The organism is Gottfriedia acidiceleris, assembly GCF_023115465.1.
GTDB classification, from domain to species: Bacteria; Bacillota; Bacilli; order Bacillales; family Bacillaceae_G; genus Gottfriedia; species Gottfriedia acidiceleris_B.
Window position 1 is genome coordinate 417,985 of sequence record NZ_CP096034.1, and the last position, 14,033, is coordinate 432,017.

Annotated in this window: 9 protein-coding genes; 4 read left to right on the forward strand and 5 right to left on the reverse strand. The window is 30.9% G+C overall.

Translation table 11 applies throughout. From position 1 onward, the window contains the following. Positions 1–229: 229 nt before the first annotated feature. Complete coding sequence (locus MY490_RS02025) at positions 230–1,450, reverse strand: helix-turn-helix domain-containing protein (RefSeq protein WP_248267763.1); 1,221 nt, start codon at positions 1,448–1,450, stop codon at positions 230–232. A 423-nt stretch (positions 1,451–1,873) separates the two neighbouring features. Between MY490_RS02025 and MY490_RS22040 the strand changes: the two genes are divergently transcribed. Then, on the forward strand, positions 1,874–6,028 hold the full coding sequence (locus MY490_RS22040; RefSeq protein WP_282439833.1) for a S8 family serine peptidase: 4,155 nt from the start codon (positions 1,874–1,876) through the stop codon (positions 6,026–6,028). A 158-nt stretch (positions 6,029–6,186) separates the two neighbouring features. Here the strand turns inward: MY490_RS22040 and MY490_RS02040 are convergent, their stop codons facing one another. The 4 genes from MY490_RS02040 to MY490_RS02055 form a co-directional block, all read right to left on the reverse strand. Next, positions 6,187–8,217 (reverse strand): acyltransferase family protein, encoded by a 2,031-nt coding sequence (locus MY490_RS02040; protein WP_248267764.1) that lies wholly within the window; start codon positions 8,215–8,217, stop codon positions 6,187–6,189. Between the two features lie 248 nt (positions 8,218–8,465). Continuing rightward, positions 8,466–9,335: an anti-sigma-V factor RsiV gene (locus tag MY490_RS02045; protein WP_248267765.1), complete on the reverse strand. Its 870-nt coding sequence runs from the start codon at positions 9,333–9,335 to the stop codon at positions 8,466–8,468. 24 nt (positions 9,336–9,359) lie between these two features. Then, the gene (locus MY490_RS02050; RefSeq protein ID WP_029715399.1) at positions 9,360–9,845 is read right to left on the reverse strand and encodes an RNA polymerase sigma factor SigV; all 486 of its coding nucleotides are present in this window, start codon (positions 9,843–9,845) and stop codon (positions 9,360–9,362) included. Between the two features lie 556 nt (positions 9,846–10,401). Further along, entirely contained in the window at positions 10,402–11,700 is a 1,299-nt protein-coding gene (locus MY490_RS02055) for a polysaccharide deacetylase family protein (RefSeq protein ID WP_248267766.1), read from the reverse strand. Between the two features lie 571 nt (positions 11,701–12,271). Here MY490_RS02055 and MY490_RS02060 point away from each other — a divergent pair. From MY490_RS02060 to MY490_RS02070, 3 genes are all read left to right on the forward strand, one after another. Further along, a complete protein-coding gene (locus MY490_RS02060) occupies positions 12,272–13,027 on the forward strand; it encodes a DUF2087 domain-containing protein (RefSeq protein ID WP_248267767.1) in 756 nt (251 codons plus the stop codon). A 19-nt stretch (positions 13,028–13,046) separates the two neighbouring features. Continuing rightward, entirely contained in the window at positions 13,047–13,415 is a 369-nt protein-coding gene (locus MY490_RS02065; RefSeq protein ID WP_248267768.1) for a GIY-YIG nuclease family protein, read from the forward strand. 61 nt (positions 13,416–13,476) lie between these two features. Beyond that, positions 13,477–13,875: an MATE family efflux transporter gene (locus MY490_RS02070; RefSeq protein WP_348983790.1), complete on the forward strand. Its 399-nt coding sequence runs from the start codon at positions 13,477–13,479 to the stop codon at positions 13,873–13,875. The last annotated feature ends 158 nt before the right edge of the window (positions 13,876–14,033 follow it).

Sequence of the window (14,033 nt, forward strand, 5' to 3'; positions counted from 1 at the left end):
TAAATAAAATCGCTCAAACACATTTACATTTAAAATCATTAAAAAATCATTTAAAAAATGCTAAATTCATCATTATGAAATGTTCATTTAAAGTCCGTTTTCCCTTTTGACGTCTTTATATTTCAACACTCTGAAAATGCATGTCCCATTAATATGAGACATGCATTTTTATGTAGACAACAAGAAATAGATTTTCCAAACGAATTTCTTTCGAGTTGAGTAGCCTGGATTATAGATTGATTAAAGTATTTGCCATACCTAGTGCTTTACGGGTTTGTTTGCGTTTAAAATAATAGTTAAACAATTCTTTTTCAGATTGATTGATTAAATAAGCGAATCCTAGTTTTTTAAATAATGGTAATGAATGATCCGCCAAATATTGGTGATATTCTTGTTCTTTTTCTAAGATTAAAAAGTCCAATAAGATGAATAAATTGATAAAAAGTTTGTCATTTTTTTGTGAAGCGAGAGCAAACCCTTTACCTACATATTGTAATAATTCACCTTTAGGTAATAGTTCTCCATAATAGGAACTGCGTATATATCCTTCTAGGGAAAGTAAATAGGGGATAGAATTGGAATCCTTCAATTTCATAGACTCAAAATAGTATTTTTTAGCTAACTCATAATTTTTTCTTCGGTAATATTCAAAAGCTAAATTATGATATACCCTTGCTTTTCGGTCTGATGATCTACAAATTTCACAGCTTTGGATTAAGTTTTCAAATCTCTTAATCGTCTCTGAAAATTCTTCATTATCTTTAACTTGTATTAGCATAAGCATTTCGGAGTCGATTACACGAAGATAGGAATTAATACTTTTGAAATACTGACGGGCTTTGTCAGCATAAAAGTAAGCCAAAACAGGTAAATCGTTAGAATGGTAAGCAGAAGCTAAATGATAATAATATTCCTCATTTGCATATTCTTCAATATTAATTTTCTTTAAAACTTGAATGGCAAGTAAAGGTTCATGATTCGTTAGGTGATAAATACCTAGCACATGTCTAAAAAGATTTATTTCATAAGGTGACAATTTGTGTTTTATTTTTTTTATTTCATTAATGAGCTCTTTTGCTTCATTCATTAAATTACTCATTAATAAATATCTGATGCGAAGTAATTTATATTGATTTACATAATTTGAAATTTGAATTAACTCTTCTCGCTCAAGTTCTAAGTTAATTTCTTCTATTTCGTCAAATAGCTGCATTGCAATAGACTGCTGCCAACTATTTATACGCATCTTAATATTTTTTAATTTTAAAATCTCATTTTCGATTTTTATTCCAAGTCGTACTGATAGTAGAGCTATAATTTCAGTTGCATATTCTGTTTGAGATCTTTCTATTTTACTAATATGCGTACTAGAACAAATTCCTTTCCCTAATTGTTCTTGTGTCATCTGAGATTTTTCTCGATAATATTTTATGATTTTCCCCTCATACATAACAAATTTCTCCCTTTGTAAACCTTTTTATTAATAGTTTGAGCAGTAGAAAACCACCGATTCCCCCAAGTTAATAATAAAAATTTCTATTGAATTTTAAAGACTTTCTTTCCAAACATAATCAATAAATCAATAAATTTAGTAAAATATGTGACTTTAATTCTAAAAAGAAAATTTAATTATGATGATTAATGCCGAAATATGGATTATAAATGAAAATTTGGACTGAAATAACCCCCATTTACCACGAAAAATCGCTAAATTACAATTAAATTATTAGATTTGTCTAATTATTCTAATTCTAATTTTACATCATTTTTTTAATTGGAGGAATGAATTAGATTTAGTTGATTTAATCATTTTTTCATTCAGTAACTATTTTTTACTTAATTTGACTTAATCTAGTAGAAGGAGCGCATCGAAATGAAGCTTAGAAATAAGAAAATGCTAAATGTGATGGTAACAAGTGTATTAACTACAAGCTTTTTTACATCTTATTTAATGCCTCAAAAGAAATCTTATGCAACATCTAACTCTGTAGAATCAATCTTAAAGGGGCTGACAGATGAGCAAAGACAATCGATTAAGCGTTTAACTCCTCAAGAAGGCTTTGTGATCGATCCTAGTTTATTATCTTTAAAGGATAAAACTGCAAATATTATTGTTGAACTAAAAACTTCACCAATTGAAAATGATCAAAATGGGAAAGTAAAAGAGATTTCTAAAGGTAAGAAAGAAAAAATTAAAGGTGAGCAAGAGTTCTTTAAAAAACGATTAACAGAATTATGGAGTAAGAAAAACGAAAAAGTGGAAGCAACTCAGCAAGCTAAGGAGAAAACAAACCAATTTCAAATTAAACAATCATTTGAAAATGTATTTAATGGACTGGCAATGACCATTCCGACAGATCAAATTAATTTACTTCTTCAAACAGGTGTTGTGAAACGAGTATGGAAGGATAACAAAGTTAGTGTACCGATCAATGAGCTCTCTGTTAACGCTTCTACAAAAAATAAAAGTGTTCCACCAGCTTTACCCCTTTTGGGTGTAGATCGTTTGCATAACGAGGATATAAAAGGTCAGGGGATTAAAGTAGGAGTTCTTGATACGGGTATTGATTACAATCATCCGGATTTAAAGGATGTTTATAAAGGTGGTTATGACTTTGTAGATAATGACTCGGATCCAATGGAGTCTACACCTGGAGATCTTGCTACTTCTGGTGAGCCGGCAGAAATTGATGGTCGTCCATTTGTTACTGAGCATGGAACGCATGTTGCAGGTACGATTGCATCAAACCCACGAAATAACGTTGATTATGCGATGACTGGCGTTGCACCAAATGTTGATTTATATGCATATCGGGTTTTAGGGCATTATGGTTCAGGATATGATTCATGGATTATTGCTGGTATAGAAAAGGCCGTAGAAGATGGCATGGATGTGATTAATCTTTCTTTAGGAAACAGTAATAATTATTCTTTAGATGCTACAGCAGTAGCGATTAATAATGCAGCCTTGCAAGGAGTAGTTCCCGTAGTAGCAGGAGGTAACGCAGGTCCTACACCAGGGTCATTAGGTTCTCCTGGTTCATCACCTTTAGCTATTACTGTTGGAGCAAGCGATGTTCCTACAGATATTCCAACTGTACAGACGAGTATTGGGAATGTTTCAGTTAAAAATGAGTTAATGGCTCACGGTTTAGGTAAAGATTATTTAAGTATTCTTGATAAAGAATTAAATGTAGTAGATGTAGGAATAGGTGCCGAAGAGGATTATACAAATAAAGACGTAAGTGGCAAAGTGGCGCTAATATCACGTGGTACTTTATCTTTTGATGAAAAAATCCGTCGTGCTCATGAAAAAGGAGCAGTAGCAGTGTTAATTTATAACAATATAGAAGAAGAGATTCCTTTCTTCTTAGGAGAAAACTTTGGATATGTACCAACCTTTAAAATGAGTCAAGAGGAAGGGAACAGTATTGTTAGTGAACTCAATAAGAATCCAAATGTTAAATTAAAAATGACGGATTTACAATCAAATATGACATCTGGTGACGTATTAGCAGATTTTAGTTCTAGAGGACCTGTAAGCAATAATTTTGATATTAAACCAGATGTTGTGGCACCAGGGGTTTCTATTTTTTCAACTGTACCAGAATATATTAATAATCCTGGGAAAGAAACAGATTATTCAACTAGTTATGCGAGCATGGATGGAACTTCAATGGCTACACCGCATGTTGCGGGGGTTGCTGCATTATTACTACAATCCCATCCAGAATATACTGTTGCCGATGTAAAAGCTGCACTTATGAATACAGCGGACCCATTAAAAGGAAGAACATATAATGTAAACGAAGTTGGAGCTGGGCGAGTAGATGCTTATGAGGCAGTTCATAACACTACTTTAGTAGAAGTACAAAATAAAACATACACACTGGATGAAAATGGATTTAAAAAACAAATCGATGATATATCAGGTTCATTACCTTTCGGAAGTATTACACAAACGAGCGAAGAACAAAATCGAACAACATCAATTAGTATTAAAAATTTAAGCAAAAATAATGAAACATATCATACAAGAGTAGAATTTTTAACGATCGATGATGTTTCAAAGGATGCTAGTAAAAATGGAGTAAAACTCGAATTGCCTTCTAAATTAACTGTTAATGGAAATGAAAGTGTCAATATAGACGCCAAAGTAACAATACCAAAATCTGCTGAGTTTGGCATATATGAAGGCTATATTTATGTAGAAAATGAATCAAAAACTCAGGAGTACCAAATACCATTCCACGTGAGATATACGACAAGTGGCTTTGCAAAGGTTGATTTCTTTAAGAATGCAATTACAAGTGACTTAAGTAATTTCCATCCTTATATACTACCTTTTACACCAGTTACAATAAGATTAAACAGTGATATGAAAAAAATCGATGTTGTTGTTAGTGATCTATCTGGAAAACCAATTGGCCTGTATGGTACTTTCAATTTAGATGGTGCTAATGTTGATACAGACTACTTAATCATGTATGGCTTTTCAGGTGATGTGAAATTTTTTACAGGTGACCCAAATAAGCCATTATCTCTAGAATATGAATCATTGGATGAGGGCAAATATATTGTTTCTTATATTGGTACAGATGCAGATGGAAAAACCTATAAAGTAGACAATGATATGGTAATTGATAATACACCTCCAAAAGTAGTTTTTGATAAAAAGACAGGCATTAAAGAAATTTCCGATGCAGATTTAACAACCGAAACAAACCCAATGGATGGAAAAGACTACAAAGCTTATTGGGTACACGGGAATGTATATGACGATACGATTGATTATTTAAAGAGTAGGGGACATAATTTAACTCAGGAAGCAAACACAGTTTTTGCCTACCAGGATTCTTCATGGCCGACAGCACAATTTTTCCCAACTAAAAATGGTGACTTCAAATTTGGTGTATTACCAGAAGAGTATGCAAATTACCCTACGAACGTAGCAATTTATACTTATGATTATGCAACAGCAGGAAATCCGGTTTTCCCAGATTTTACGATTATTAAAAAAGGTGATCGATATTCAACAATTAATACAGGGACTAAAGAAGTTACGCTAGGTTCAGAGTTTACAAGTACATTTACAATTCACAATGCGAAAGATTTAACTAGTGCTAACGCGACAATAAATATTCCAAACTATTACAAAGTTATGAGTGTAAAGCAATCGAAGCAATTAGATGAGTTAATGAATAAAAATAATTGGAGTATTCGCATTGGAAAACCGCAAGTAACAGAGGATACCTGGTCAAATATTACAACATTTTCAGTCGACATTAAGGATAAAAAGACAAACTTACCAGTAAAAATAAATGGAAATATTGATTTATTAGATATTAATTTAAAGGTTGTGAACGACCTTAACTATATGAGGGAGAGTGGCTTTTATTATCAAGAGTCAACATATCAAACAAATGAAGATAATAAGGTTACGTTACCGACATATGCTAATCGCTTTAAATTCATCGCCCACCATTCAGTTTTAGAAGGGTATTTCCACGGTGAGGCAGTTAACTTTTATAACTACGATTTAGATTATTCGAAGTTAGGTGTAAAAGCATATGTTGTAGATAAAAACGGAAAACAATATAAAGCGGATATTTCAGAAAATGGCTATATGACGATTTTTGATATTCCGGCAACTGAGGATGATTATACACTCGTAGTCAATATTCCAGGGCACTATCAATATAGTAAAAAAATTAAATTAGGTAAATTAATAGATGGAAAAGTCCAAGGTATAGACTATATCGCTTATACTGAAACTGCAGCTGCAGGAGACATTAATGGAGATAATGTAATCGACATTTATGATGCAAAGCTTATTGCAAATAAAGCTCTAGAAACTGGCGATATGTTGAAGGAGGATCTAAATAAAGACGGAGTAGTTGATATCCAGGACTTCAATTATGTTGAAAAGAACTTTATGACAACAAATCCATTTTTCCTTACATCAATTAAACCAGTTGAAAAAACAGGTAAGTTAACATTAGAAGAATTGAAAAAGAAATTTAACTAGAGCGCAAGATTAAGTGATTTCGATAGATAGCCACAAGGAAGCTACCTTGTGGTTTTTCTTCGTTTTAAGAGTATATTTTGAGGAATCCAATAAAAAACAAAAAACCACAAGGGAAATTTACCTTGTGGCCATTCGTCATTTAACTAAATCAATCCGTGTTACTTCCAAGATTCAATTGCATTTATTAGTAATGACGCAAATACTTTTGCACCATCTGGTTTTAAATGAACACCATCTGGAGAAAAATATGAATTATGATTCGCGCTAGCACTATGCCAGTCTACAACGCTAGTATTTGAATATTTACTTGAAACTTCTCTTAAAGTTTTATTAACAATCGATTCCCAAGGTCTTGGTACACGCGTGTTAACAAATAAAATTTTTCGATCTTTTCCAATCAACTCTATGAGAGAAGACATTTGTTTTACTGTAAACGGACCGTTTGTACCGAGTTCTATGACAACAATATTACCAAGCGAATTTGTATTTTTTGCTTGTTGAATAATTGCAGATGCTTCAGTAAATTGTCTTCCAATTTTAGCATTTACCGAAAGAGATGAATATGTTTTTTTGAGTTGAGGAATTGAATTAATAACGACAGAATCTCCTATGATAAATACACTATTGTTTGAAACAACCGGCTTATTCGTTTCAGCAGGTTTATTTGTATTAGTAGTAGTATTTGGAGTTTGGTTGTTATTTACACCTGGTTTAGAATCTGCAGTTGTTTGACTATTATTATTTTGCTTATTTGTATTGTCAGTAACTGGCTTTTCATCTTTATTTACTGCATTATCTACATTATTTACTGTTTTTTTGTCATCATTTTGCTGAATTGGCTTAGACACCTGTTTATCGTGATCAACTATAGCTGTTGAAGGAGGTTCTTTAGTATTATTTTCAACAACAGTTTCAGAAGATTGCTTTGATACGGATTGAACCGATTCAATTTCTGAACTTGCTTTTACACCTTTTGCATCAGGGAGCGCAGATAGCCCAAAGCTTGCAATACCAGATAGTAAAATAAACGTGCTAATGATCACAATATGTTTATAAAAGAATTCTTTTAAATTAATATTTCCTGCAAGGAAGTTCTTCCAAAGTATACCTAGTTTACCTTTTCTAATTGGGTCTTCAATATAGTGGTAGGATAGTGCTGCAAGAACAAATATTAAAGTAATTTGACAAATTGCTCTAAAAAGTGAAATATCGCCAGTGTTAACCTTAGGGGAAAATAAAATAATGACAGGATACTGCCATAAATAGATTCCATATGAACGTAATCCGATCCATTTCAATGGTCTCATTGCTAGGAATCTACCAATCTTACTTGTAGGGTGAGCGAGTCCTGCGATTAGCATTGCAGCGGAAATAGACAATAGGAACATTCCTCCGCGATAAAGGAAACTATCATATTGATTTGTTTTACCGACCATAAGTAGAAAAATAAGTAAACCTGTAATCCCAACTAGATCAATTAGTATCTTTCCAGAGGTTGTAACGTTATTTGTAAGTTTTCGGCTAGGCCATACTAATGCTAAAGAAGCCCCTATTAATAATGAAAAAGCTCTCGTATCAGTACCGTAATAGACCCTACTAGGATCACTACCCGGATGGAATAATATTGCCATCAGTAATGCAGAAACGATTGCACCAACTAATGTATACAAAAATAGGCGATCTTTATTTTTAATATATTTTAAACCTAATAAAGTAAGGATTGGCCAAATAATATAAAATTGCTCTTCAACTGCTAATGACCAAAAATGATTTAATATTGAAGGATTAGCAAAAGACTCAAAATAAGAAAGATGATGGAAAATATACCACCAATTACTGTAATAAAAAATTGCAGCTATTGAATCTTGTTTTAAGTTTCCGATCATTGATGATTTGAATAATGAAACAAATGCAATGACGATTAATAGTAAGGTGAACATTCCAGGTAAAAGTCTTTTTGCGCGGCGGTACCAAAAACTTTTTAAGTCGATCCTTTGATTTGTACTCCACTCGGCAATTAATAAATCAGTAATCAAATAACCTGAAAGTACAAAGAATACTGTTACTCCTAGAAACCCTCCAGAAGCCCAAGAAAAATTTAAGTGATATGCAATGACCGATAAAACTGCTAATGCTCTAAGCCCGTCTAATCCAGCCATATAACGAAACTGTTTATTAGTATTAGACATAAGCAGAACCCCTTTGTTTAAACACCTCGTAAACAATTTCTTTTTCGAACAAATGTTGAGCTCTTATAAAATTTAATTTCTTAACCGCCTGAACCGCGAAGTTCATTAATAATTTCCCCTTCCCCTAATTTTACTATTTATGTCAGCCTTCTTTATATATCTGGCTTTTTGTTTAATGTATTTATTATCTTAAAAGAGAGCCAAACCTAATCAAATAAGAATGGCTCCTTTATTCGTTTGTTTAAAGTTTATCTAATATAATGATGTCCAACTAAAACTTTTGAAAGAACGTCAGTTGGAATCGTGAATTCAACAACACCCATATAACCAGGGGCAACTTCATATTTATCAAATGAAATAACAAGCTTATGATCTTTATTTATATAAAAATTTTGATTGTCTTTAATGGTTACGAAAGGATCAATTGAATAGTCAAGATTTGCCTCTGGTATCCAGTATATCTTACTTTCATCTTTTTTCATCTGCTCTATCATTTGTTCTTTAATGTTTTCGCTAATTATTTTTACATATGATTTATCTTTAAAAAGAATAGGTAATGACAATAAAATTTCTTTTTTCTTGTCAATTGTGTCAAATTTCATAGTTGTTGAGGAGGAAGCAGCAGTATTAACAACATATCTTTCAATCGACAATATGTCCTCATTATCTGTTTTAACTTCATAACCACTATCAATACCTAAGTGTGCACCAGAATCTTTCACAGATTCCGTTTCTTTCATAAATTGATCATATAGCTTCTTATTTTCTTCTAAGTATTTTTTGTTTAAGCTTTGCTCTAAATCTTTATTTTTTAAATTTTTAACTGCTGGGACTTTTAAATCTGCCTTATAGGTTGGCTCATCTACAGTATATTCAGTAAAAGTTAGTACTTTAACAACATTTCCAAGTATTGGAACATTTGATAATGTCTTTGCAAAAGTCGAACTAGTATTGATTGATAAAACAAAAAGTGCAGCAGTACAAAAAACTGTTATTGACTTTAGAGGGAATCTTTTTTGTATAGAACGTTTAATTGCTTTTTTAACAATAATGTCCAAATTATCAGGGATAGGGACATTTTTATAGTCCGATCTTAATTTTTCTAATTTTTTATCCAACTAATTGGCCTCCCAAAAATAAATTCATTTCATTTTAATCCGGAGTATTTCTAAAGCTTTATATAAACGAGTTTTTATAGTATTTGGACTCTCCTGTAAAATTTCAGCAACTTCTTCAATCTTTAAGTCTTCGAAATACCTGAGGACAATTACAGCCCGATATTTAGTTGGTAAAGATTCTAATGATCTTTCTAAATCAATATCCGTATAATTATCATCCTGTCCTGAAGAATATAACTCAATCGTTTCTTCATCCATTACAGTTACTTTTTTTTGTTTTCTTAAAAAATCTAACGATGTATTTACTACAATTCTATAAAACCAACTTTTTAAAGATTGTTCATTTTTTAATTTATCTTTTGAGGAAATGGCTTTATGAATAGAATCTTGTAATATATCCACCGCATCTTCTGAATTTTTAACGTAGCTATAAGCTAATCGATAAAAATCATCTTTATTATTTATAATAAAATCTACAAGTTCCTTTTCTAAGTTAGATTTCCCCTTCATTTAAAGAGCTCCTTTTTTGAGATACGTATCTAAGAAGGTACACATTATAAAAGACGTATACCTATTCGAAAAAGTTTTATAAAAAGTAAAAAATATTCAAGGAAATTTTTACTAAAAATCAGCCTATCTGTTTAATGGAAATTTGGCCTGAATTAGTAGTATACAGATGGCATACTTATTCGTAAACAAACTATAAACAATTAATTTAAAAAAAGAGCCAAGGAATACTTCTGCTCCAATCAACTAACGCTTTAAAGTATAAAAAGAACCAAAACAAAAAAAGCAAGAATCTTAAAATCTTGCTCTTTTATAGTCGTTTTTTTGAAACTGCTGATCGTAAAAATATGTTTTCTACACACGGAAGCATTACTTTTAGAAGTGTTTTTTCTATGATAGCTATTTACATATTGAGATTATAGATATTAGGAATAAGGGACTGAATACTGTACTAAACTTACTAATATAGGTTTCTATTTTTTCACATATTAAGGATTTTAAAGTTTAAACAAACGTTTGAATAAAAAAGTAGTCGCTAAGTTAATAGCGACTACTTTTTTTAATTTAAACTAACAATTTTTAAATTTCTTGATTGAAGATATTCAATAATTTGTGGTAACGCATCTAAAGAAGGTTTAGTTTCGTGAAGTAGAATGATACTTCCAGATTCGGTGTGGCTTTTAACATAATTTATAATTGTATTTGTATTGCGGTTCTTCCAATCTTCAGTATCTTTATCCCATAAAACCATTTTAAATTGATGTTTTTGCATTAATTCAATAGTTGCTTGGTTTTTTGCACCGTATGGTGGTCTGAAGAGAATTGTGTCTTGTTTAGTAATAGTTGTTATTAAGTTACTTGTTCTAACCATATCATCTTCTTGATTTTTATAAGATAGTTTTAAGAAGTCATTGTGGTGCATGGAGTGGCTTCCAACTGAGTAACCGTTAGAATATGCGTATTGTACACTATCAGGATATCTTTGAACGTTATCTCCGATGTAGAAAAAAGTACCGCCTACTTTGTATTTTTTTAAAACATTTACAATTTCCTTTGAATATTTCGAGGGACCATCATCAAAAGTAAGGGCTACGCTACCTTGTGGGATACTATAGTTAACTACATTGTTTAATTTTACAGTCGGATAAATTGATTGGACAGGTTTATTGATTGGTTCTTGCTTTATTGCATATCTAACATCCGGCTCATTTGTATGCGCATTCGGTTGAGCTACGTTTTTAATATCAGTTTTTTTGGGATCTTGTTTATCCTGATTTGTTTTAATTGGTTTCTCTGGAGATTTTATATTTTGTGCCTTTGAAACACTTTCAGCTTTTGCTGGTTTTTTTCCGCAAAATAAAGATTCTGATTTACAAGTTTGACTTTTATAAGCTATTAAACTAATCGATAGAATACTAATAGCAGCAACAGTAAGCCAACCATAAAGTTTATATCGTTTCGAATTACTCTTTTCTTTTTTTGAACTGGACCGACTAATTGATAAATAAGGTAGATCAATTAAAATCCTAAGATCCTTCATATTTTTTATGGAGTGAAGTTGAAGATGAAACTCCTCTGAACAAGTAAAGTAGATTTTTTCACTCTCATTATCGTTTGATTTAGTTACAAAACTAGTAAACTGATTTTTACCCTCATCCCAAGTACTACATAAAGAAAGGCTAAACTTATAGTTTTCATCAAAAATAATTTTTGATTTCATAAGATTGGCCGTTTCGTTGTCAATTTCCCAATGAAGTTCTATTTCTTGATTAAATAATAGTTTTATATGCAAAAAGGATTTATCGAAGTTTTGTTCGATTGATAAAAGTTCAATAAGTTTTTCATTGTAAATTGACATAACTTCCTCCTATCTTGTAAAGAAATCATTAATTTTCGTTTATTCAAAGACAGTATAGAATGACTAAAATTATATCTTTTGTCATAATTATTTCTACGTGTTTTTCTTTAAATATATTAGTCTCTAAGGAAAATAATATGTAAAGATTTTCCCTATTGAGAACAGGTTTTTTAAATACATTAAAATATGTCGAATATTAAATTTACCTTACAATTTAATTGTAAAGTACTGTAAGAAATTGTCAATTGAAGATTTGAAATTAGTCCCTTTGGAATAAGAAAATTAGGTTGGAAAGTATAGAAAGTACCATTTAATAATTTTTAATAAATGTAATGGCATCTCATTAGGAAAAAAGTACTTTTGAGGTACTTTTTTTGTGTAATAAATAGTTCTAACAGTTTAAAAGGTCTTTTGAGGCATACTTTTTATAAATAAGAAAGTATTAAAAAACCTAGTATTTAAAAAGTAAAATTGACATTTTTCAAACGATAACATATTATGTTTGTAAATAAATAAACATTTTAAAAGTTTGTTTGGTTAATAGTAAACAAAAAAGGGTTGTGTTTGTTAAGTGGAAAACTTAGATGTTTTTTGGAATGCAGATCTAGAAGAGTTAAAACAAGGATATATCGAAGAGGAAAATCATTATTTATGTTTACTCTGTAGTAAAAAAATTGAAAAAGGAATTATTTATCAAGATTCAGGAATTTTATATGAAGCCGAAAAATACATGAAAGTTCATATAGAACAAAGTCATGACTCTGTTTTCGATTATTTAATCCAATTGGATAAAAAACTAACAGGATTAACAGAACATCAAAATCATCTTTTACGTCTTTTCTATCATGGGAAGAGTGATACGGATATTCAAAAAGAAACTGGTATCGGTAGCGCTTCTACGATCAGGAATCATCGCTTTGTGTTAAAGGAAAAAGAAAGACAAGCAAAATTATTTCTTGTCATGATGGAGCTTTTGAAAGAAAAGGATCAGCATGCCCCAAGTTTTTTACCGCTTCATAAAACAGCAAAAATGGTCGATGAGCGCTATAACATTACAGAAGGTGAAATGGAAAAAACCTTAAAAAAATACTTTCCAGAAGGCATAGATGGACCACTAAAAAAATTTCCATTAAAGGAAAAACAAAAGCTTGTTGTTCTAAGAGAAATCGTTAAAAAATTTTCACCAAATAAGAAATATACAGAAAAAGAGATAAATGAAGTACTGACAGCTATTTATCCTGATTATGTCGTGTTAAGAAGATACTTAATTGAATATGGCTTTATTGATCGAAAGTCAGATGGCAGTAGTTATTGGTTAAAAGCTTAGAAGAGAAAGGTTGTTAAAAATGAGTAGAAAAAAAGAATTAAAAATGCAATATAAAGAAACGAAAGTTCAAGCAGGTATCTATCAAATTAAAAACATAAAAAACCAGAAAATATTCATAGTAAGTACTAAAAATTTAAAAACAATTAATGGAAAGAAATTTGAATTAGAGGCAGGGTCTTGTACAAATAAAACTCTTCAACAAGAATGGAATGAATATGGAAAAGAGTCATTTGTATTTGAGGAATTAGAATTTTTAAAGGAAGAGGACATTAGTCCATTAGGTATCAAGGGAGATCTAAAAAGACTCGAGGAAAAATGGTTAGAAAAACTTCAACCTTATGGTGAAAGAGGATATAACACATACAATAGCAAGGGTGATCAGACTTGATTACATCTGAGATTAATCTTCAGGAGCAAATGAGGTTGATCGATTAAACCAAGTTTTTAAAATAGGGCTATTACTTAACTATGTGCTCGGTGGAATTGTAGTATTACTCAATTGTTTTTTTTCGAAGCCTTTTAAATTTATTTCTAACGATCTTACTGTACAAATAGCGAATAGTTTATTGGTGATTACGTTATGGGGATATTTAGTACTCGGACATTCATTTATTTTATCGTCCACAATGCGTGCTAGTGGAGCAGTACTTTGGCAAACGCTCATTAGACTATTCGTAATATGGTATATTGAAGTTCCTGTAGCCTATCTTTTATCTCATTATACAAGTCTCGGAATGAAAGGTATTTGGTTCAGATATCCGGCAACTTTTTTAGTTGGACTTGGATTAAACTTTTTATATTATAAATTTTATTGGAGAAAGAAACGTATAGTCAGTTTAGTAAATTAATTTGAAATTCACTATTTATATGAACTAAAACCACAAGGAATTCCTTGTGGTTATTTGTTTTCCCTTTAGAAATACCGTATACCTTTATTGTTATAGGAACATACTTTTATAGATACAAATTAAAATGCAATTTGGCTGATTGTGTTCATAAAATCGTA

Bases quoted from the DNA above. Each gene is read 5' to 3' on its own strand.
- MY490_RS02050 (WP_029715399.1), bottom strand. From the start codon at position 9,845: ATGAAGGGGAAATCTAACTTAGAAAAGGAACTTGTAGATTTTATTATA.
- MY490_RS02055 (WP_248267766.1), bottom strand. From the start codon at position 11,700: ATGTCAATTTACAATGAAAAACTTATTGAACTTTTATCAATCGAACAA.
- MY490_RS02065 (WP_248267768.1), top strand. From the start codon at position 13,047: ATGAGTAGAAAAAAAGAATTAAAAATGCAATATAAAGAAACGAAAGTT.
- MY490_RS22040 (WP_282439833.1), top strand. From the start codon at position 1,874: ATGAAGCTTAGAAATAAGAAAATGCTAAATGTGATGGTAACAAGTGTA.
- MY490_RS02040 (WP_248267764.1), bottom strand. From the start codon at position 8,217: ATGTCTAATACTAATAAACAGTTTCGTTATATGGCTGGATTAGACGGG.
- MY490_RS02025 (WP_248267763.1), bottom strand. From the start codon at position 1,450: ATGTATGAGGGGAAAATCATAAAATATTATCGAGAAAAATCTCAGATG.